The following is a 21,241-nucleotide window of genomic DNA, read 5'->3' as shown; positions in this document are numbered from 1 at the left end:
TACCGTGAAGCATCTATCTTTTTTTTATCCGTGCTATTTCCTGCTTCTGGCAGGTATCCTTACCTGCAGCAGCTGCCGTAAAAAAAGCGACGGTGGTAACCCGGAACCGGTGAACTACATCTCCCTTATCAATACTCTTTCGCTGGATGGCGTACCGTTGGATAGTTTTGAATACAATAACCGGGGCAAGCTGACAAAATCCTGGCATTACAATGCGAAGGAAAAATCATACAACAAGTACATTGAATATATCTATGGCAACAATGGTACTGCAACCGGCTATAATCTTTTTCTAAATGAAACAGGCATCTTCCTACGGAGAGTTCAGGGTACCACTATCACTACCGGCAGTAAGACGACCATATACACAGAATCCTTTGTACCGGATGGCACTTCTATGGGTAAAGGGGCTGATCAGATCCTGGCAAACGAAGCCGGACAGGTTATCATGCATGGCACAAGAGATACTGTTGTACTACGGGATCACGTCAAAGGCTCAGCTAAAAGAGTATACTACCAGAATCTCACCTACAACAATGAAGGATTGAAATTCGCCGGCAGCCACTATTACATCACCGATACCTGGTGGGGCCCTTCCACACAGGAAGACACAGAGATTACTTTTGGATATACGGATAACCCGAATCATATGTACCGCCTGGTGGCAGGTGACCCTGTCATGAGAATGTACCTCTCTACCTACCAGTACCTGATTGCAGGCCCACTCTGTCTGAGCGCCACTTCAACCGTTATCAACAACGCTCCGCCGATAAGAGTCACCTACACGTATACTTACGACAGAAGCAATCAGTGGAAAGAAATGATTATCAACTACCCGGCAGATGACAGCACGCCTGCCCATACAGCCCGGTATACTGCTACCTATAAACGTATTGACATAAAATAATATCACCTTGAAACGTCCGTCTTTATTTTATCCGTGTTATTTCCTGCTTTTAGCAGGCATACTTATATGCAGCTGCCGTAAAAATGATGACGGCGGCTCCGGCCCTGCCCCGGAACCACCTGAAGACAGCAGCTACCTGGTTACCGCTATCCGTATCAATGGCCTGCCGAAAGACAGCCTGGTATACAACGAACGGCAGCAGGTAAAGGAAAGATGGGACTATAACCCCTCCTACCGCATGTGGCAGAACTACGTAACATTCACGTATAACGCCAACGGATATGTGAAAACAGCCAGGTACTACCATGAAAATGATAATACCACCAAAAGCCTCAGTCAGCAGGATTCTATCATATGGGAAACAGGCAGAGTAATCACCTACACTACAAAGTACCGGGAATACGGTACGGAAATTTCCGGTTATGATACCACCTCCCTGCAGATCAACGGTGATCTGCAGCTCAGCATGTCGGGCATCAAAGACACGGCCTACCTTGACTTTATCAAATGGCTGCTGTACGATGAATTCAGCTATACAGGCAATGACCTGCAGCAATTTCATTACCTGAATCATGTAATCCCTAACCGCGCCCCCGCAGTAAAACGGGAGTATACCTTCACGATGCAGTATGGTCAGCAACGGAATGCACTTTATCCGCAGTTGTCCAGGAACCCGGTACTGGCAAGGCTGGTCACCGCTTACCGCAATCCGGAAGAAGGCATCGGGTATCCGTACCTGGTAAGTCTTCACCATATTACTGCTGTTACATATCAGTTGAACGGGCAAGCAGTGCCTGTAACGGTGAATACTAAAATGAAGAATGAGCGCTACCCTGAAAGTATTCAGCTGTCCGGGTTAGGAGAAGAAATCAGCTATCGCTATAAAGTGGTAAAGAATAAATAAGCAGCAGCAGAATGAAGAGGTAATAAAACGATTGTATTTCCGGCAGCGGCCATACCCGGCAGCGGCCTTTCTTCTCCTCTTTCCCTATCTTTGTTATCCACAAGTACATATCTTATGAATATTGAGCAATTCCGCGAATATTGTCTGTCTCTGCCCGGCGTCACGGAAGAATTTCCTTTCGGCGAACAAACGCTGGTGTATAAGGTTTCCGGGAAGTTGTTTACCCTGACTGATATTGAAAGTTTCGAATCCATCAACCTGAAATGTGATCCGGATGAAGCGGTTGAGCTGCGTGAGCGCTATGAAGGCGTTACTCCCGGCTATCATATGAACAAAAAACACTGGAATACCGTTGATATGCATTCCAACATTTCTAACAAGCTGATACTGGAATGGATTAAAAATTCCTATGACCTGGTAGTGGCTTCTCTGCCCAAAAAGGAAAGGGAGAAGCTGGCTCAATAACCGCTCACCCATTTCCTGCCGGCAGTACCTGATTTTTTTGTTACTTTAGCCCACATCTAACAAAAAAATCTGTTTATGAGAAAATGGCTGCTGCTGGCCTGCGCCGCGCTGTTTATCCTACCGGCTGTTACCAAAGCTGTTAACCAGGATTCCCTCTGGATGTATGAAAATTATACCAAGAAGGAAATCTATATCCCTATGCGGGATGGTGTTAAATTGTTTACGTCTGTCTATCTGCCTAAAGATCAGTCAGAAAAACATCCTATCCTCATGTCGCGCACGCCTTATTCCTGCGCGCCTTACGGTGAAAAAAACTACCGTCAGCTGTACAAGAACCATTACAACCAATACCTGCATGAAGGTTACATCATGGTGATACAGGATGTAAGAGGTACCTGGATGAGTGAAGGTAAATTTGTGAACGTACGTCCCTTTAACAAAAGCAAAAAGGGAAAGAATGAGATCGATGAGGCCAGCGATACCTACGATACCATCGACTGGCTGGTGAAGAACCTCGCCGGCAACAACGGTAATGTAGGCGTGTTCGGTATTTCCTATCCCGGCTTCTATTCTTCCATGGCCTCTCTCAGCGGCCATCCGGCACTGAAGGCAGTTAGCCCGCAGGCGCCTGTTACCAACTGGTTCCTGGGTGATGACTTCCACCACAACGGCGCTTTCATGCTCTCCGATGCATTTGCCTTCTATACCGCATTTGACCAACCGCATCCTAAACCTACTACTGTAGGCCCGAAAGGTTATAAATACTATACGCACGACAACTATAAATTCTACCTGGAAACAGGTGCGTTGCCCGAATTCGCAAAGATTATCGGCGACAGCGTACGTTTCTGGCATGAAATGTACGAGCATCCTAACTATGACGACTACTGGAAAGCGCGTAATGTGAGCAGTGCGCTGCATAACCTGAAACCAGCCATGCTGGTAGTAGGCGGCGTATTTGATGCGGAAGACTGCTATGGCGCATGGGAAACCTACCGTGCCATTGAACAGCAAAATCCGCAGGCAACCAACCGCATTGTAATGGGCCCCTGGTATCATGGCCAGTGGGCATCCAACGATGGCACTCACCTCGGTAATGTCCGCTTCGGCAGCAATACCGCTGACTATTATGCCCGCAACATCGAGATACCGTTCTTCAACTACTACCTGAAAGGCAAAGGCCCTGAACCTAAAATTGCAGAAGCCACCATCTTCATGACCGGCGAAAACAAATGGAAAGAGTTCCCGGTATGGCCTCCGAAGGATATTGCGGCATCACCGCTGTATCTGCAGCCTGACGGCAAGCTGTCATTCGCCAAACCTGCTGTTGCCGGCAGCTACAGCGAATACATCAGCGATCCGGCCAGGCCTGTTCCCTATACGGAAGATGTACATTTCAAACGCACCATCAACTATATGACAGACGATCAGCGTTTTGCGTCCCGCAGGCCGGATGTGGCAGTATTTGAATCTGAAGTGCTGGACAAGGACATTACCCTGGCCGGCCCGGTGATTGCTGACCTCATCGCCAGTACCACCGGTACTGACGCGGATTTTGTGGTAAAACTCATTGATGTGTTCCCGGACGATTTCAGGTATGAAGAAGAAGCCTCCTCCGAGCATTACCGTGTTCCTTCTTCCACTTACCCGATGGGCGGCTATCAGATGCTTGTACGCGGAGAAATTATGCGTGGTAAATTCCGTAACAGCTTTGAGAAACCGGAACCATTCGTTCCCGGCGAACCCACCAAAGTGAAATTCACGTTACCGGATGTAGCCCATACCTTCCAGAAAGGCCACCGTATTATGATTCAGGTACAAAGCAGCTGGTTCCCGCTGGCAGACCGTAACCCGCAGCAGTTCATGGACATTTACAAGGCTACTAGCAAGGATTTCAAAAAAGCTGATATCCGCATCTATCATGATGCCGGTCATCCTTCCAATATTATACTGCCTGTTCTGCAATAACAGGCCACTATTATACTGACAGCGGTTAGTATTCAGCACTCTGGCTTTCCAATTTTGTGAAATAAAAGCTAAAAGCTGAACGCTAACCGCTAATTATTTTATATTGCATCCACTTATCAAAGCCTTATTGATTCAATATTACTGATAACCACAACTTTATGTACAAAAAATACTTATTCGCAGGCGCATTGGGATTGCTGGCCCTGCCAGGCTTCAGCCAGACAAAGCCTGCTGCCAAACCTAAGCCGGTTGCAGGAAAGCCTGCGGTTAAACCGTCTCCCCTGAAAACCAGCCTTGATTCTGTGAGTTATGGTATAGGTCTTAATATCGCAGAGAACCTGAAATTACAGGGCTTAAACAATGTAAACACCGCACTCCTGGCTAAAGCTATCCAGGATGCGCTGACCAATAAAACTTTAACACTGTCAAAAGAACAAAGTGATATGAGCATCAGTAACTACCTGCAGCAACTGAAAGCTGAAAAGTCCGCAAAGAACCGTGAGGCGGGCGTAAAATTCCTGGCAGAGAACAAATCCAAACCAGGTGTGGTAACGCTTCCCAGCGGTCTGCAATACCAGATCATTAAAGAAGGTAATGGTCCTAAGCCTACCATCAATGATAAAGTTAAAACACACTACCACGGTACGCTCATCGATGGTACCGTATTCGACAGCTCCGTAGACAGAGGCGAACCTATCTCCTTCCCTGTAAGCGGTGTTATCAAAGGCTGGACTGAAGCCCTGCAGCTGATGCCGGTAGGTTCCAAATGGCGCCTCTTCATCCCTTCAGAACTTGCCTACGGCGAGCGCCAGGCCGGACCAAAGATCGGACCGGGCAGTGCATTGGTATTTGATGTAGAGCTGCTGGAAATTGTACAGCAAGAAAATAAATAATTACGAATTACGAATTGCGAATTACGAATGAGGAGCGAAGATCTAAGCGAAGAAGTAAATTCTTTATCCGCTTAGATCTTCGCTCCTCATTCGTAATTCGCAATTCGTAATTCGTAATTATTCAGCAATAATTTCTTTTTCCATCTGCTGCTTTCCCCAATCCGCCAGCAGCCTGATAAACGGCAGCAGTTCCCGTCCCGTATCCGTCAGTTCGTATTCTACTCTCGGTGGCACTTCCAGGTATACGGTGCGGGTAATCAGCTCATCATCTTCCAGCTCTCTCAATACCTGTGTGAGCATTTTGGCGGTTATACCGGTAACGAGCCTACGTAGCTCACCATATCTTTTTATTCCATTTCTCAGCTGGTAAATAACTCTTCCCTTGTGTTTGCCGCCTATGCGCTGAAAGGCATAATCTACGGCGCATATCGTATCGGTATGATTATTTTTTTTTGTTTTCACAATTTTTAAATTATTGATTATCAATAATAGTTTCCAATTGGTATCTATAGTACCAAAAAGTGCATACTTGTCTGATGTAAAGTTAACCTTCAATTTTGCTTCATCAAAATAATTACTGTCATGAAAGCAATACAATATGATCATTTCGGAATAGACAATCTGCGGCTGACAAACATTCCCGTCCCTGTACCGGCGGCGCATGAGGTACTGATAAAAGTAGAGGCGGTTAGTCTTAATTACCTGGATATAGCACTGGTGCAGGGCGTATATAATCCGGCTAAAGCGCTGCCGGCCATCCCCGGAGCAGACAGCGCCGGCGTGGTGGTGGCCACAGGCGAGGCTGTTACCCGCTGGAAGGCGGGCGACCGCGTAACTACGCACTTTGTACAGCAGTGGCAGCACGGCAGCAACAGCGTGGCAACCAACCAGGTACGCACCGGCTCCAATACGCCGGGAGGCCTGGCGGAATTCAGCATCCAGCCGGAAACCGCGCTGATAGCCACTCCGGCAAATCTGACCAGCATAGAAGCGGCCTCCCTGCCGGTAGCCGGCACCACTGCCTGGACCGGCCTGATGGAATATGCCGCTATTCAACCGGGGCAGACCGTGCTCACACAAGGCACCGGCGGCGTTTCCCTCTTTGCCCTGCAGATTGCGCTGGCAGCGGGCGCGCGCGTAATTGCCACTACCGGCAGCCCTTCAAAAATGGAAAAGCTGCAACAACTGGGCGCACACGAAATCATTGACTATAAAAAAATACCTCACTGGCACGAAGAAGTGAAAAGGCTCACCGGTGGCGAGGGCGTTCATGCTACCATCGACGTGGCCGGCGCTGCCAGCATCGTCAATTCGGTGAAGTCTGTCCGCATGAACGGCTTCGTAGGTGCGGTAGGGTTTATCGGCGGAGCGCAGCTACCAGTAGATCTTTTCACCCTTGTCTCTTCTTATGTACGCCTGCAGGGCTTCTCCACCGGCAGCTTACAGAGTTTCAAAAATTTTGCGGCGGCCATTGAAACCAATAACATCAGGCCGGTGATTGATGCCGTATTTGATATGGAGCATGTACAGGACGCTTTCCGGCATATGCTGAGCGGTAATCATTTCGGGAAAGTCATCATTTCGCTGTAATCATCTACAGTAATACATTTCAGAAGAATGCCCCATAAAAAAACGTCCCGCTACTCAGCGGGACGTTTTCTCAAGTAAACCAAAAATCTCCTTTGAAGATAATAAATACACCGCATATCATTCATGTGTATTTTTATACTACGCGGAATATGACGATCAGCACAGCCATGATATTTATCAGCCACCGTTTAAAAACTCAACCCTCATCCCGGTAAAAGCGTTATCATACAATAAAACAGCTTCATGGGAAAAACCATCTGTGCAGACGGCTAAGTAATGAATTATTATTTAATAAATTCATGATAAACATCAGGTTCGCGGATTTACCCGGCCACTACCTTTGTAACATAATTCTGTTATTATGCCATCCGTAGAAATACTATCCAGAATACAGTTTGCCTTCACGATTGCCTTTCACTACATCTATCCTCCGCTGAGTATAGGGCTGGGAGTATGTCTTGTTATCATGGAAGGACTTTACCTGAAAACAGGCAGGCAGGTATATAAGGAAATCACCAAATTCTGGATCAAGATATTTGCACTCATCTTTGGTATCGGCGTGGCTACCGGCATTGTGATGGAGTTTGAATTCGGCACCAACTGGGCAACGTATTCCCATTATGTAGGCGATATTTTCGGTAGCGCGCTGGCAGCGGAAGGCATCTTTGCCTTTGCTATGGAATCCGCATTCCTGGGAGTATTGCTGTTTGGCTGGGACCGGGTGCATAAAGCCGTACATTATTTTTCTACCATCATGGTGGCGCTGGGGTCTATCTTCTCTGCCCTGTGGATTGTGATTGCCAACTCCTGGCAGCAAACGCCCGCCGGGTACAAAATTGAAGGCCATGACCTGGGTGCGCGCGCCGTGGTAACAGATTTCTGGGCCATGGTGAATAATCCCTCCAGCGCGGACCGCTTCGCCCATGTTATCATCGGGGCATTCCTCGCCGGGTCTTTCATGGTGATGAGTGTGGCAGCATGGTATATACTGAAGCGCCGCTTTGAACAACATGCACAGGCAATGTTTAAGGTAGGGCTGTCCGTAGCCGTGATAGCAGCTTTGCTGCAGCTCTTCACCGGCCACCGCTCCGCACATTATGTGAGCAAGTACCAGCCTGCCAAACTCGCCGCTATGGAAGGGCATTACGATAGCCTGGCAGTAGCAGATATGTACCTGGTAGGCTGGGTCAATAATAAAACACAGACAACTACCGGTATTAAGATTCCCGGCGGCCTCTCCTTTCTCACACATGGCAGCTTCAGCACGCCCGTAGAAGGTTTAAGGGCAACGCCGGAAAAAGACAGGCCCGGCGCGGTGAACTTTGTATTCCAGACTTACCATATTATGATAAGTATCGGTATGATACTGATAGGACTTACCCTGCTGGCGGTATTTTTGTTATGGAAGAAGAAACTGTTTAACCAGCGGTGGCTGATGGTCATATTTGCCTGGGCGGTGTTACTCCCGCAGATTGCCAACCAGGTAGGCTGGTACGCTGCTGAAGTAGGCCGGCAGCCGTGGGTCGTATATAAATTACTGCGCACCTCCGATGCACTTTCCAAAAAAGTAACGGCAGATCAGGTGGTGTTTTCTCTCGTGCTGTTCACCCTGGTGTATATGCTGCTGTTTGCCCTGTTTCTGTACCTGCTGAATCGTAAAATACAGCATGGGCCGGATATACAGGAGCATGATAACGATCAGTACTATAAAGATAATTTAACTGACATCCCCGCATAAAACATAACTGTATGGAAACAATACTCGGACTGGACCTGCCCACCTGGTGGTTTTTAGTGATTGGCGGATTGATCACCGGTTATGGCGTGCTGGATGGTTTTGACCTCGGCGCAGGTTCCCTGCACCTGTTTTTTAACAAGGAAGAGAGCCGGCGGCTGGCGCTGAATGCGATAGGCCCTGTGTGGGACGGCAATGAAGTATGGCTGGTGATTGCCGGCGGCGCCCTGTTTGCGGGCTTTCCGTTGGTGTATGGCGTTATTTTCTCTACCTTTTATATTCCTTTCATGCTCTTCCTGGTAGCGCTCATCTTCCGTGCTATCTCTATTGAGTTCAGAAGCAAGGAGCCCTGGAAATGGTGGCGGCAAATGTGGGACATCAGCTACTGCGTGTCCAGCACCGCTATCACCCTGCTGCTGGGGCTGGTACTGGGCAATCTCATTCATGGCCTGCCCATTAACAGGGAGCATGAGTTCACCGGCAGCCTGCTTACTTTCTTTAACCCTTATGCCATACTGATTTCCTTTACTACGCTGTCATTGTTTATGCTGCACGGCAGTATTTACCTGGTGATGAAAACAGAAAACAGGCTGTACGCCAAACTCACCATCCTGGTCAACAACTGCAGTAAATTCTTTATTCTCTGCTTCATACTAACGTCTATGGCTACACTGATTTATGTGCCGCATATGACGCATCAGTTTAAAAATCATCCTGAATTATTTATTGTACCGATGATTGCGGTACTCATATTACTGAATATCAAAAGAAATATCGACAGCAGGAAATATTACACCGCCTTTGCCTATTCCTGTATTATTATGTCCTGCCTGCTGATTCTGTTTGCTGTGGGGTTATATCCGAATATTGTGATTTCCACTACTGACCCGGCTTACAGCATCAGTATCTATCAGGCTGCCTCTTCAGTAAAGTCATTGAAAATCATGCTGCTGATTGCAGCCATTGGTACGCCGCTGGTAATTGGCTACAGTATATTTGTTTTCTGGACATTCAGGGGAAAGGTGAAGCTGGGAGAGATGAGCTACTAGTATTTTTTGAATATTGCCATAAAAAACAGGCCCCCGCAAGAAATTGCAGGGGCTTACCATTTAACCTATATTCTGTACTGTAGCATCGTGTTGAAGACATCTCCTGAAATACTATTCTCTCATAATCAACTCTTAACACAAAAACGGAGACGTGTTATGTATTAAAGACGGCGAATTATCGGGAAAGTTTAATGACCACGAAAAAAAAAGTGAAAAATAATTTCAGGCAACCGAAATTAGCAGCCTGAATCTATAGCTGCATGAACCGTATCGACCGGCTTACTGCCATCCTTATCCAGTTACAGGGAAAAAAAATTGTGAAGGCGGCAGAAATTGCTGACCGTTTCAATATCAGTCTGAGAACTGTTTACAGAGATGTGAAAGCCTTACAGGAGGCTGGTGTGCCTATCGGAGCGGAAGCCGGTACCGGCTACTATATCGTGGACGGGTATCACCTGCCGCCGGTCATGTTCTCCAAAGAAGAGGCTGCCGCCCTGCTTACAGGCGAAAAGCTGATGGAACGCTTCAGCGACCATTCCAACCGGAAGCAGTTCGGCCTCGCCATGGAAAAAATCAGGTCCGTACTGCGGGGGAGTGAAAAAGATTACCTGGAATCGCTGGAAGAAAATATTGCCGTTATCAGCAACGGTATACCTACCGAAGAGGAAGGCTTCCCCAATAAATTCATGTCAGATATACAACAGGCGCTGGGCCTGCACCAGGTTATCAGCATGGAATACTTTTCCTTCCAGGAAGAAGTGGCTACCCGCCGGGAGGTAGAGCCGATCGGCATTTTCCATAGCGCCAACAAATGGCATCTGATTGCGTGGTGCCGGCTGAGGCAGGGGTACCGTGACTTTCGCATAGACCGTATCCGTAAACTCTCTGTTACTTCTACCTATTATAAAAAAGACAACCGCCTGTCTTTACAAGAATACCTGAAGCAGAAAAAGCAGCATTCCCCTGATGATCCTATTTTAATAAAAATCTCCCTGGATAAGGACCTCATGCGGTATGTAAGGGACCAGAAATATTATTTCGGACTGATGGACGAAACCGTAAAGGGCGACAGGGTGGAGCTGACTTTCCTGCAGCCTTACCTGAACCAGATGGCCAGATGGCTGACCATGTTCGGTTCCCGCGTGGATATACTGGAGCCGGAATCCCTGCGTCAGGTCATGCGCGACCATATCGCTGACCTGCAAAATCACTATCTCTGATTTTTTTTCTGATGCCCGTTTTACTGCTGACATAAGGTTGTCACTTGCCCGTTGTTGCTTTGTATTGTCAATAAAATCAAAGCAATATGAAATCACTTCGCAGCTGTTATGTATTTGTGTACGATGGCTATGCTGACTGGGAACCGGCGCTGACTGTTTACGGGCTTCATTCCTTCACTGATGTAAAGGTTATCACCTTTTCCCTGGATGGCAGGGCTGTCACTTCCGGCGGCAATATTACGGTACAGCCGCAGCAGAGCCTGGCGCAGGCTATGGAAGCGGATATTGACCTGTTGCTGATCCCTGGCGGAGGTACTATCCTGGAAGAAGTTAACCAGGCCATACTACCGCTGATCCGGCAGCAGCTGGCAGAGAATAAGGCGCTGGCAGCCATTTGTGACGCTACCGCCCTGATTGCACAGCAGGGTATCCTTGATCATGTTACACATACCGGCAACCATCCGGAAGTACTTAAAATGATGGCGCCGGCCTATAAGGGTAGCAATCATTACCAGCAGACGCCCGCTGCCACCGGCAATAATATTATTACTGCCAGCGGTACCGCCATGGTGGCGTTTGCCCATGAAATCTACCAGTATTTCGATTTGCTGAAAAATGAACAGCTCAGTTTCTGGCTACAGTTTTTTCTGATGACAGGCACAGGTCCTGAAATCGGCGCTGTACCATCCTATCCTTTCTTTTACCGTACTTACCGGATCACTATGCAGGAACTGTTGTCCCTCGTACGCGTAGTGGCCAGGGAGATTTACCAGCAGGCCATAGCGGCGGATCTGGAAATATCCGGCGGCGTAGAATGGCATTACGAGGGCTTTGACGGCACACCTGATAAGGAGTTCACCCTGAAAATAGGTGTTCCGGTAACCGCCGTAAAAGCAGTACCAGCTCCTTATACCTGCGAAGTATTGCCGGTGTTCGATTGCGTCAGCACACAGCATACCGGCGAGTGGAGCAGGCTCGGGGAAACCTACGGCCAGCTGATATCAGGCATACAGGCGCTGGGACTGGAAATGACCGGCCTTAACCGCGAGCAGTACCTGCGATATGATTTTGAGCATCCGGCGCAAAACATGACCAATATTCAAATCGGTATAAAAAAATCTTAACAATGAAACACAATATTACCCTGGGATGGCTACTTGTCCTGGGGTTTCTTATTGATCACGAAATAACACTAACGGATATGACTAAACTGGATTTAACCAAAGCATTCAAAAGCTATTATTCAGCTACCATTGAGCCACAGGTAGTGGAAATCGGTAAGGGGCTGTTTCTTACTATTCAGGGGAAGGGCGACCCCAACGGGGAAGCCTTTGCTGAAAATGTTGCCGCACTTTACGGGGTAGCTTACGGGATCAAATTTCTATGCAAAGCTGAAACACGTGATTTCACGGTAAGCAAGCTGGAAGGTTTCTGGTGGGTAGAAGATACCACGCAGGATCCGCTGACTATTCCGCGGGAAGAATGGCGGTATGAGCTGGCTATCCGTATGCCGGACTATGTTACCACACAACATTTCACAGCGGCGGTATCTACGGCGGAGAAGAAAAAGAAATCAACCCTTTTCAGGCAGGTAGATTTAAAAACGATAGAAGAGGGGAGCAGTCTGCAGTTGCTGCATGTAGGCCCTTTCAGCACGGAGCCGGCGTCATTGAAAAAAATGGATGATTTCATGCATAGTAAGGGGCTGACCTGGAACGGCCGGCATCATGAAATATATCTGTCTGATTTCAGAAAAACGGAGCAGGAGAAGTTAAAAACGATATTGCGGCATCCGGTGAAGGCGGTTAGTCAGTAAGTCCGAGTTGCTGAATTGCCTGCTGGGCAGCAATCTGGCTGGCATCTTTTTTATTGAATGCCTTACCGGTACATATGAGTTCCCCATCAACAACGGCTCCCACAGTAAATATGCGGCGGCCGTTGTCCATTTGTTCTTCCAGGAGTTCGAACTCCAGGACTTTGCCGTTTTTGTTGGCCCAGCCGTAAAGTTTGTTTTTATGGTTCATTTCCACGCTTTCCAGCATCTCCATATCGATGTATGGCATGAGGATACGTTTGTGAACGAACTGCTGGGTTTTATTATAGCCGCGATCGAGGTATACAGCACCTACCAGGGCTTCGAGGGTATTACCGAAGATCTGGCTGATTTTGAGAAAGCTGTTGTATTTATCGTAGATGGTGAGTTTCCTCAGGCCCATTTTAATCGCAATATCGTTGAGCTGCTGGCGGTTAACGATTTTTGAGCGCATCTCTGTTAAATAGCCTTCAGTTTTGTAAGGGTATTTTTTAAAGAGATAGTCTCCCACTATGGCGCCGAGTATGGCGTCACCAAGGTATTCCAGCCGTTCGTTGCTTTCGAGGAATTTCTCTTTGCTGGAACGGTGGCTCAGGGCAATCTCATAGAGCGCAAAATTTCCCGGCGGGAAACCCAGCAAGCTGTGAAGCTCTTTGTACAAGTGCCTTTTCCTGGATAATAGTCGATATAAAAAGCCTGGTAATAATTTCACACAATCAAGATCAAGGAACAAATTTTTTGAAAATCACAGAGGCATTATGTCCGCCAAACCCGAAGGTATTGGATAATGCAGCTCTTACTTCTCTATGTTGTGCGGTGTTAAAGGTAAAATTTAATTTCGGGTCCAGCTGAGGGTCGTCGGTAAAGTGGTTAATGGTAGGAGGAACAATGCCGTCGATGATAGACATGATTACGGCTATTGACTCAACTGCCCCGGCGGCGCCCAGTAAGTGTCCGGTCATGGATTTGGTGGAGCTGATATTCAGATTATAAGCGTGCTCACCAAATACTTTCTGGATAGCTTTTACTTCGGCGATATCTCCCAGCGGGGTGGAAGTACCGTGAACGTTGATGTAATCAATATCATTCGCCTGTAAACCGGAATCTGCCAGCGCCTGCTTCATTACATTCATAGCACCCAATCCTTCCGGATGAGGGGCGGTGATGTGATGCGCATCAGCGGTAGCGCCTCCGCCGGCCAGCTCTGCATAAATTTTAGCACCTCTTTCCATCGCATGATCCAGGGATTCCAGCACCAGTGCTCCGGCGCCTTCACCCATCACAAAGCCGTCGCGGTCCAGGTCAAATGGACGGGAAGCGGTTTTGGGATCATCATTTCTTTCTGATAATGCTTTCATGGCGTTGAAGCCACCCACGCAAGGCTCATTGATCACATTTTCTGAACCACCGGTAACAACCATATCCGTTTTTCCGTAACGGATACTGTACATCGCCTCAATGATAGCATTGGTAGCGGATGCGCAGGCAGATACAACAGAAAAATTAGGCCCTCTGAAGCCGTGGCGGATAGAGATATATCCGGCAGCGATATCGAGAATAAGCCTGGTGATGAGGAACGGGCTGAAGCGGGGAGTGCCGTCGCCTGTATGGAATTCTTTCAGCTCCTGGCTGAAGTTGATCATACCACCCACACCGGTGCCCCATATTACGCCTACACGATCAGCATTGATCTTGTCCTTGTTAATATTGGCGTCCAGTATCGCCTGATCAGCGGCTATTACCGCAGTTTGTGTAAAGGGGTCCATCTTGCGGGCCTCCTTCTTATCCAGGTAGTTAGTAGGATCAAAATTCTTCAGTTCACAAGCAAAACGGGTTTTGAACTTGGAAGCGTCAAATTGACGGATAAAATCCGCGCCGGATACACCGTTCGTCAATCCGTGCCAGGAATCGGCCACGGAATTGCCGAGCGGTGTAAGAGCGCCTAAACCTGTAACGACAACTCGTCTTGGTTGCATTAAAACAATTCTGATTAGTAGGATTATTTTACATGTTCTTCCAGGTAAGCAACTGCCTGGCCAACAGTAGTAATAGTTTCAGCTTGTTCGTCAGGAATGGAGATGTTGAATTCTTTTTCGAATTCCATAATCAGTTCTACCGTATCCAAAGAGTCAGCGCCTAAGTCGTTGGTGAAGGAGGCTTCAGGAGTTACCTCGGCTTCGTCAACGCCCAATTTGTCAATGATGATCTTTTTAACTCTTGATGCAATGTCTGACATAATTTTAAGTGTTTTTGGTTTAAAACTTGACTGCAAAAATATAATTTTTATTGAATTGCCAAGAGATAGCCCGAATTTTAAACCTCCTTCCTTCCGGCCAATCTCCGCAAACCCAATACAGCCAACATATTCATCACTTTGTTAATAAAAGATTTTATGTAAGACACCCGCTAATAAGGGTCCATTATGGGGGTTAATTACAACCTCCGGGAAGGGAATTTATGGATTTTGGGATTTTTTAATGTCCGGATCTGACAGGTAGCAAAAATGACGACATATGACAGAATCGGTCAATTTGTCTGATTTTCCTGGTTTATCCCTGTACATCTAAAAAATCTATCCATCACTCCGCTGCTGTTCTCCGCTCATTTCAAATCCATAAATCGAAAAATCCCCAAATCCTCAAATTCTCCACTCAACCGCCTTTTTCACCACTTATCTAAAGCCTTAACGCTATTTAACAGTCGCCGCACCCATTCACTCATCCCATTTATTAAATTTGTCCGGCTTATGAGAAACAGTCAGTTTCCTGCAGACAAACCGTTTACTGCAACATCTGTAAACGCTTGAATGTTTAAAACATACGTGTCCGGTATTTATCAATTAAAGAGAAACGCATAAAAGGCCAAAAGCTACAAACATGTCCAACACCAAAAAAACAGTCCGCTCCATTATTATATTGGTGGCTGCTGCTATCGTGATTTTTCTGGTTTATAAAAAAATAGCCGGCAGCAAGCAGGCTGCCAAAGCGCAGCAAGGAGCCTCCGCCAAAGGAGCCGGCCCCGCCAAAGCGCCCGTTACCGACGCATGGATTGTAAAAACCAGCGCGCTGGCACAGGCCATAGAGGCGAGCGGGACATTACAAAGCAATGAGGAAGTGGAAATAAAACCGGAAATCAACGGACGTATCATACAGCTCTACTTTAAAGAAGGTACCAACGTCAGAAAAGGCGATCTGCTCGTCAAATTATATGATGAAGACCTCCGTGCCCAGCTCGAAAAGCTGAAATTACAGCAACAGCTTGCCAGAACAACCCTGGAACGCCAGGAAAACCTCCTTAAAATAAATGGTATCAGCCGCCAGGATGTGGACGTTACCCGCAACCAGGTCAGCGCATACGGCGCCGATATAGAATATACCCTCACCCAGTTGCAGAAAACATCGCTCCGGGCGCCCTTCAGCGGTAAGCTCGGCCTCCGCAACGTCAGCGAGGGCGCAATCGTTTCCTCCGCCACCATCATTACCACCCTGCAACAGATCGATCCCCTGAAAATGGATTTCGCCGTGGCAGAAAAATACCGCAACGTCATCAAAAACGGCGACCACGTCAACTTCACCGTGGCCGGCGACAGAAATCAATATGCCGGAAGCATCTATGCCATCGATCCGAAAATTGATCTCACCACCCGCACCGTGAAACTCCGCGCCATCATACCCAACAACAACGGCCACCTCTTTCCGGGTTCCTTCGCCAAGGTAAACATCACCCTGAAAGACCTCCCGGATGCTCTCATGATCCCATCCCAGGCTGTTATTCCCGGTACCCGCGATAAAAAAGTGATTGTCGCCGACAGCGGCAAAGCAAAATTTGTTATCGTCGAAACCGGCATCCGCACCGAAAACGACGTACAGATTACCAACGGTCTCAAACCTGGCGATACGGTTATAACAACAGGTATTTTGCAGCTGAAACCAGGTATGGAGTTGAAATACAATAAAATCCAATAAATGGAATTACGAATTGCGAATTACGAATTACGAATGTTGAGCGAAGACATAAGCGAAAAAGTAAATTCTTAATCCGCCTTGATCTTCGCTCAACATTCGTAATTCGCAATTCGTAATTCGCAATTCTACTATAAAATAGTTCCAATGAGTTTACCTTCCTTATCTCTCAAACGCCCGGTACTGGCCATTGTGATGAATATCATCATCGTGATATTCGGATTGGTGGGCTTTTCCTTCCTGGGAGTGAGAGACTTCCCGGCTATCGATCCGCCTATTGTCAACGTACGTACTTCGTATGCCGGAGCCAACTCTGATATTATTGAAACACAGATCACGGAACCACTGGAAAAATCTATCAATGGTGTTGCCGGTATCAAAAATATCTCTTCCAGCAGCAGCCAGGGTAGCAGCAACATTACCGTGGAATTTGAGCTGGGTGAAGACCTGGAAGGCGCTACCAACGATGTGCGCGATAAAGTATCGCAGGCACTCCGCAGTCTGCCGCCCGATATTGATGCTCCTCCCGTAGTCTCCAAACAGGACGCCAACTCAGATGCGATCATCTCCATGACGGTACAGAGCAATACCCGCAACCAGCTGGAGATCACCGAATACGGTACCAACGTACTGCTCGAGAAACTGCAGACCATCCCGGGCGTGAGCGCCATCCAGATATGGGGAGAGAAAAGATACGCCATGCGCATCTGGATGAATCCTGCCAAATTATCTTCCTACAGCCTGACACCTACCGATATACAGGCCGCCCTGCAAAGAGAAAACGTAGAGCTGCCCTCCGGTAAAATTGCCGGTAACGCTACCGACTTTACCGTACGCACCTTCGGCAGGCTTGTCAGTGAAGATGATTTCAACAACCTCATCATCCGCAACATCAACGGCAGTGAAATACGCATCCGCGATATCGGGCAGGCGGTGCTGGGACCTGAGAATGAAGAAACCATGCTGAAAGAATCAGGCATCCCGATGATTGCCCTGGCCCTCATTCCGCAGCCTGGCTCCAACTATGTGGCTATTGCCGATGAATTCTATAAAAGATTTGAACAGCTGAAAAAGGATATTCCGGAAGATTTTACCGTGAATATCGCCATGGATAATACCCGCTTCATTAAAAAATCTATCGAGGAAGTAGAAGAAACCCTGATCGTTGCACTCACCCTGGTGATACTGATCGTATACCTCTTCTTCCGCGACTGGCTGATGGCACTACGTCCGCTGGTAGATATCCCCGTTTCCCTCATAGGCGCGTTCTTTATTATGTACGCCTGCGGATTTACCATCAACATCCTCACCCTGCTCGCGATAGTACTCGCTACCGGACTCGTGGTGGATGACGGTATTGTGGTCACGGAAAATATCTATAAAAAGATAGAAGCAGGAATGCCCAAAATGCGGGCGGCCCGCGAAGGCTCCGAAGAAATATTCTTCGCGGTAATTGCCACCTCCATCACGCTGGCATTCGTGTTTCTTCCTATCATCTTCCTGCAGGGCTTCGTCGGACAACTGTTCCGTGAGTTCGGTATCGTAGTGGCCGGCGCGGTTATCATCTCCGCCTTTGTATCACTAACGTTAACGCCTGTACTGAATGTGAAGCTGGGACGTAAAACACATACCCACTCCTGGTTCTATACCAAAACAGAACCATTCTTCCGCTGGATGGAAGAAGGTTACAGGCAATCGCTGGAATCGTTTATGCGTGTACGTTGGATCGCAGGACTCATCATCGCAGGCTGCCTGGTCATGATCTATTTCCTGTTCCGGACATTGCAGTCGGAGCTGGCGCCACTGGAAGACAGAAGCCAGTTCAGGCTTTCCATTACCACACCCGAAGGCACCTCTTTTGACTACATGGATAATTACGTGGATCAGCTTACAAAATTCATGGCCGATTCCATACCCGAAAAAAAGATTATCCTCAGCGTAACCTCTCCCGGATTCAGCGGAGCCGGCGCCGTAAACACCGCTTTCGCCAACGTGATGCTCACCGAACCCAAAGACCGGCAGCGTTCCCAGAAAGATATCGTGAACATGGTGAACCGCAATATGGTACACTATCCGCAGGGTAAAGTATTTGCCATCGAAACACAAACCATACAGGTAGGCCGCAGATCGGGGCTACCCGTATCCTTTGTACTGGAACATATCAACTTCGATTCACTCACCGCCGTGCTGCCTAAATTCATGGAGGAAGTGAGCAGCAGCCCCATATTCCAGGGCACCGACGTAGACCTGAAATTCAATAAGCCGGAGCTGCGTATTCATATCAACCGCGAAAAAGCCACACAGCTGGGCGTTTCCGTACAGGACATCTCATCTACCTTACAGCTGGCGCTCAGTAACCTGCGCTACGGTTACTTTATCCGCAACGGTAAACAGTACCAGGTAATGGGCCAGGTGTTTCGCGCTGACCGCGACGATCCCATGGATCTGCAGAACATCTACGTACGCAACTCCCGCGGAGAAGCCATTCAGCTCGATAACGTAGTGAGCATAGAAGAAGAAACCAGTCCGCCGATTATTTATCACTTCAACCGTTATAAATCAGCGACCATTTCAGCAGGACTTGCCCCCGGCAAAACTATCGGCGACGGCCTGAAAGAGATGTACCGCATTTATAACAAACTGCAGAACGAAAAAGTAATCGACGATACCTACTCCACCGCTTTGTCCGGCGCCTCCCGCGACTATGCGGAGAGTGGCTCCAACACTATGTTTGCGCTGGGTCTTGCCCTGGTATTGATATACCTGGTACTGGCCGCGCAGTTTGAAAGCTGGATAGACCCGCTCACCATTATGCTGACGGTGCCACTGGCATTCGCCGGTGCATTACTGTCATTGTGGATATTCGACCAGACCTGGAACATCTTCTCCCAGATCGGTGTAATCATGCTGATAGGGCTGGTAACCAAGAATGGTATCCTCATCGTGGAATTTGCGAATCATCAGCGGGACAGCGGCCTGGCTAAGTCCGACGCCGTAATACATGCATCTGTTATGCGCCTGCGCCCGATCCTGATGACCAGTCTGGCGATGGCACTGGGCGCATTGCCTATTGCCTTATCACTGGGCGCTGCGGCCACCAGCCGTATTCCACTGGGTATCGTAATTGTAGGCGGTATTATATTTTCGCTGGTACTGACGCTTTTTGTTATCCCATCCATGTACACTTTCCTTTCCCGCAGAGGTTTGAAAAAACCTGATGAAGAAGAGATGGAAGCGGATGAAAACGGAGAAGCACAAATAGCATCAGCTCATGCTTAGCATATTTTTTTATCAGACTTTTTTATGAAGAGAAAAATAATTTTACGTTGTTTCCTGTTCGCCATATTGCTGGTAAACGCTGTTGCCGCGCATGCACAAAAACAGGTACTTTCTCTGGAACAGGCTATAGACGTAGCTTTGAAAAACAACTTTGACATCAGGCTGGCCAGAAATACGGCTGAACTGTCGGCTAACGATTACGCCTATGCGAATTTTGCATTCGTACCCAGGCTCAACGCCACTGCCGGTACCACCTGGAACAATACTGCCACCAAACAGGAATTTGCCAACGGCAGCAAGCGCGATACCAGCGGCATCAAAGGCAATAACATCAGCGGTAATGTTACACTCAGCTGGACGCTCTTCGACGGTTTAAAAATGTTCGCTACCCGCGACAAATTATCCGCTATCAAAGATCTCGGAGAACTGGGCATTAAAAACCAGGTACAGAACTCTGTAGCCACTATCATTGGCGGATATTACAATATTGTGCAGCAGAAACAACAGCTGAAAGCCATTGCAGAGCAGATGTCCATTTCAGAAGAACGGGTGAAATTATCAGATGCAAAATTCACTACAGGGCTGGGGCCTAAGACAGACCTGCTGCAGTCCAAAGTGGATTACAATGCACAGAAAGCCCTGTACCTGCGGCAGCTCACACTCATTGAACAAAGCAAGGCGCTGCTGAATCAGTTGATGGCTGTTCCTGCAGGCGCTATCGAATATGATGTACAGGATTCCATTCCGCTGAATACAGACATCTCTTTCGCCGCACTGCAACAGACAATCGCCAACAACAATACCGCTATCAGGCTGCAACAGCAGAATGTAGCTGTATCCTCCCTGACGCTGAAAGAGCGCCGTGCAGATTATTTCCCGGTTGTGACTTTCAACTCCGGCTATAACTATAACCGCAATACTTCCAATGCGGCCTCCAATAACTTCAGCCCGCGCTTTAACCGCAATGGTGTTTTCAACTACGGCCTTACAGCTTCCATTCCCATCTTCAATGGTTTTAATGTAAAACGCCAGGTACAAAATGCCAGAATTGATCTTGACTATCAGAACATCACGCTTGATAATGTAAAATCACAGGTAGATCTTTCTCTTTCAAATGCTTTCAAAGATTACGAATACTATAAAAAAGCCCTGGCACTGGAAGAAGAAAACAATCAGCTGGCATCAGAAAACATGATGGTGGCTCTGGAACGTTTTAAACAGGGCGTATCCACCACGATAGAAGTAAAACAGGCGCAGCAAAGCCTGGAAGACTCCAACTACCGCCTGATACAGGCGAGGTATAATACCAAGCTGGCGGAAACGGAGCTGGGGAGGTTGAATGGAGCGCTTGTTAAGTAGAAATTACGAATTGCGAATTACGAATTACGAATGCGAAGCGGAGATATAAGCGTATATTAAAACTGATAAGCTATTGGTTATCCATTTTAATATACGC

The 21,241-nt window shown here is 47.7% G+C and carries 18 protein-coding genes; 14 read left to right on the top strand and 4 right to left on the bottom strand.

All coding sequences use genetic code 11. The annotated features are described in order from the left end of the window. The first annotated feature begins 4 nt into the window (after positions 1-4). The 5 genes from GWG06_RS08550 (at position 5) to GWG06_RS08530 (ending at position 5,137) form a co-directional block, all read left to right on the top strand. On the top strand, positions 5-907 hold the full coding sequence (locus GWG06_RS08550) for a hypothetical protein (RefSeq protein WP_160712553.1): 903 nt from the start codon (positions 5-7) through the stop codon (positions 905-907). A 7-nt stretch (positions 908-914) separates the two neighbouring features. Then, positions 915-1,811: a hypothetical protein gene (locus tag GWG06_RS08545; protein ID WP_160712551.1), complete on the top strand. Its 897-nt coding sequence runs from the start codon at positions 915-917 to the stop codon at positions 1,809-1,811. 114 nt (positions 1,812-1,925) lie between these two features. Next, positions 1,926-2,276, top strand: coding sequence for an MmcQ/YjbR family DNA-binding protein (locus GWG06_RS08540; protein ID WP_127039437.1), 351 nt, complete (start codon positions 1,926-1,928; stop codon positions 2,274-2,276). 75 nt (positions 2,277-2,351) lie between these two features. Further along, entirely contained in the window at positions 2,352-4,244 is a 1,893-nt protein-coding gene (locus GWG06_RS08535) for a CocE/NonD family hydrolase (protein WP_160712549.1), read from the top strand. Between the two features lie 158 nt (positions 4,245-4,402). Beyond that, the gene (locus GWG06_RS08530; protein WP_127039431.1) at positions 4,403-5,137 is read left to right on the top strand and encodes a BamJ family beta-barrel-assembly machinery protein; all 735 of its coding nucleotides are present in this window, start codon (positions 4,403-4,405) and stop codon (positions 5,135-5,137) included. 117 nt (positions 5,138-5,254) lie between these two features. On the opposite strand, the gene GWG06_RS08525 is transcribed toward GWG06_RS08530, so the two are convergent. After that, entirely contained in the window at positions 5,255-5,599 is a 345-nt protein-coding gene (locus tag GWG06_RS08525; RefSeq protein ID WP_202182976.1) for a winged helix-turn-helix transcriptional regulator, read from the bottom strand. A gap of 120 nt (positions 5,600-5,719) precedes the next feature. Between GWG06_RS08525 and GWG06_RS08520 the strand changes: the two genes are divergently transcribed. From GWG06_RS08520 to GWG06_RS08495, 6 genes are all read left to right on the top strand, one after another. Further along, positions 5,720-6,727 carry a zinc-dependent alcohol dehydrogenase family protein gene (locus GWG06_RS08520; protein ID WP_160712545.1) on the top strand — a complete coding sequence of 336 codons (1,008 nt, stop codon included), beginning with the start codon at positions 5,720-5,722 and terminating at the stop codon, positions 6,725-6,727. A 361-nt stretch (positions 6,728-7,088) separates the two neighbouring features. Next, complete coding sequence (locus GWG06_RS08515) at positions 7,089-8,465, top strand: cytochrome ubiquinol oxidase subunit I (RefSeq protein WP_160712543.1); 1,377 nt, start codon at positions 7,089-7,091, stop codon at positions 8,463-8,465. Positions 8,466-8,476: 11 nt separating this feature from the next. Further along, positions 8,477-9,511 carry a cytochrome d ubiquinol oxidase subunit II gene (cydB, locus tag GWG06_RS08510; protein ID WP_127036094.1) on the top strand — a complete coding sequence of 345 codons (1,035 nt, stop codon included), beginning with the start codon at positions 8,477-8,479 and terminating at the stop codon, positions 9,509-9,511. A gap of 260 nt (positions 9,512-9,771) precedes the next feature. After that, positions 9,772-10,731: a helix-turn-helix transcriptional regulator gene (locus tag GWG06_RS08505; RefSeq protein WP_127036096.1), complete on the top strand. Its 960-nt coding sequence runs from the start codon at positions 9,772-9,774 to the stop codon at positions 10,729-10,731. An 86-nt stretch (positions 10,732-10,817) separates the two neighbouring features. Further along, complete coding sequence (locus GWG06_RS08500; RefSeq protein WP_160712541.1) at positions 10,818-11,855, top strand: DJ-1/PfpI family protein; 1,038 nt, start codon at positions 10,818-10,820, stop codon at positions 11,853-11,855. Positions 11,856-11,857: 2 nt separating this feature from the next. After that, entirely contained in the window at positions 11,858-12,547 is a 690-nt protein-coding gene (locus tag GWG06_RS08495) for a GyrI-like domain-containing protein (RefSeq protein ID WP_235938227.1), read from the top strand. On the opposite strand, the gene rnc is transcribed toward GWG06_RS08495, so the two are convergent. The 3 genes from rnc to GWG06_RS08480 all read right to left on the bottom strand — a co-directional run bounded on the left by rnc (position 12,537) and on the right by GWG06_RS08480 (position 14,780). After that, the gene (rnc, locus tag GWG06_RS08490) at positions 12,537-13,205 is read right to left on the bottom strand and encodes a ribonuclease III (RefSeq protein WP_235938225.1); all 669 of its coding nucleotides are present in this window, start codon (positions 13,203-13,205) and stop codon (positions 12,537-12,539) included. The genes GWG06_RS08495 and rnc overlap by 11 nt on opposite strands. Before the next feature lie 61 nt (positions 13,206-13,266). After that, positions 13,267-14,520: a beta-ketoacyl-ACP synthase II gene (gene fabF, locus GWG06_RS08485; protein WP_127036102.1), complete on the bottom strand. Its 1,254-nt coding sequence runs from the start codon at positions 14,518-14,520 to the stop codon at positions 13,267-13,269. Positions 14,521-14,543: 23 nt separating this feature from the next. Next, positions 14,544-14,780, bottom strand: coding sequence for an acyl carrier protein (locus GWG06_RS08480; protein WP_012788038.1), 237 nt, complete (start codon positions 14,778-14,780; stop codon positions 14,544-14,546). A 640-nt stretch (positions 14,781-15,420) separates the two neighbouring features. Between GWG06_RS08480 and GWG06_RS08475 the strand changes: the two genes are divergently transcribed. From GWG06_RS08475 to GWG06_RS08465, 3 genes are all read left to right on the top strand, one after another. Next, positions 15,421-16,509 carry an efflux RND transporter periplasmic adaptor subunit gene (locus GWG06_RS08475; RefSeq protein WP_160712539.1) on the top strand — a complete coding sequence of 363 codons (1,089 nt, stop codon included), beginning with the start codon at positions 15,421-15,423 and terminating at the stop codon, positions 16,507-16,509. Between the two features lie 144 nt (positions 16,510-16,653). Beyond that, on the top strand, positions 16,654-19,785 hold the full coding sequence (locus tag GWG06_RS08470) for an efflux RND transporter permease subunit (RefSeq protein WP_127036106.1): 3,132 nt from the start codon (positions 16,654-16,656) through the stop codon (positions 19,783-19,785). A gap of 24 nt (positions 19,786-19,809) precedes the next feature. Continuing rightward, entirely contained in the window at positions 19,810-21,144 is a 1,335-nt protein-coding gene (locus GWG06_RS08465; protein ID WP_127036108.1) for a TolC family protein, read from the top strand. Positions 21,145-21,241: the final 97 nt, after the last annotated feature.

Origin of the sequence: Chitinophaga solisilvae, assembly GCF_009928525.1 — a bacterium.
Classification (GTDB): domain Bacteria; phylum Bacteroidota; class Bacteroidia; order Chitinophagales; family Chitinophagaceae; genus Chitinophaga; species Chitinophaga solisilvae.
The sequence above is the reverse complement of the archived record's forward strand: the minus strand, read 5'-3'. Positions and strand labels throughout refer to the sequence as shown.

What these genes read in the sequence shown, in the direction of transcription:
- GWG06_RS08465 (WP_127036108.1), top strand. Translation starts at nt 19,810, where the DNA reads ATGAAGAGAAAAATAATTTTACGTTGTTTCCTGTTCGCCATATTGCTG.
- GWG06_RS08505 (WP_127036096.1), top strand. Translation starts at nt 9,772, where the DNA reads ATGAACCGTATCGACCGGCTTACTGCCATCCTTATCCAGTTACAGGGA.
- GWG06_RS08495 (WP_235938227.1), top strand. Translation starts at nt 11,858, where the DNA reads ATGAAACACAATATTACCCTGGGATGGCTACTTGTCCTGGGGTTTCTT.
- GWG06_RS08515 (WP_160712543.1), top strand. Translation starts at nt 7,089, where the DNA reads ATGCCATCCGTAGAAATACTATCCAGAATACAGTTTGCCTTCACGATT.
- GWG06_RS08540 (WP_127039437.1), top strand. Translation starts at nt 1,926, where the DNA reads ATGAATATTGAGCAATTCCGCGAATATTGTCTGTCTCTGCCCGGCGTC.
- GWG06_RS08530 (WP_127039431.1), top strand. Translation starts at nt 4,403, where the DNA reads ATGTACAAAAAATACTTATTCGCAGGCGCATTGGGATTGCTGGCCCTG.
- GWG06_RS08500 (WP_160712541.1), top strand. Translation starts at nt 10,818, where the DNA reads ATGAAATCACTTCGCAGCTGTTATGTATTTGTGTACGATGGCTATGCT.
- GWG06_RS08470 (WP_127036106.1), top strand. Translation starts at nt 16,654, where the DNA reads ATGAGTTTACCTTCCTTATCTCTCAAACGCCCGGTACTGGCCATTGTG.
- GWG06_RS08520 (WP_160712545.1), top strand. Translation starts at nt 5,720, where the DNA reads ATGAAAGCAATACAATATGATCATTTCGGAATAGACAATCTGCGGCTG.
- GWG06_RS08475 (WP_160712539.1), top strand. Translation starts at nt 15,421, where the DNA reads ATGTCCAACACCAAAAAAACAGTCCGCTCCATTATTATATTGGTGGCT.
- GWG06_RS08535 (WP_160712549.1), top strand. Translation starts at nt 2,352, where the DNA reads ATGAGAAAATGGCTGCTGCTGGCCTGCGCCGCGCTGTTTATCCTACCG.
- GWG06_RS08480 (WP_012788038.1), bottom strand. Translation starts at nt 14,780, where the DNA reads ATGTCAGACATTGCATCAAGAGTTAAAAAGATCATCATTGACAAATTG.
- cydB (WP_127036094.1), top strand. Translation starts at nt 8,477, where the DNA reads ATGGAAACAATACTCGGACTGGACCTGCCCACCTGGTGGTTTTTAGTG.
- fabF (WP_127036102.1), bottom strand. Translation starts at nt 14,520, where the DNA reads ATGCAACCAAGACGAGTTGTCGTTACAGGTTTAGGCGCTCTTACACCG.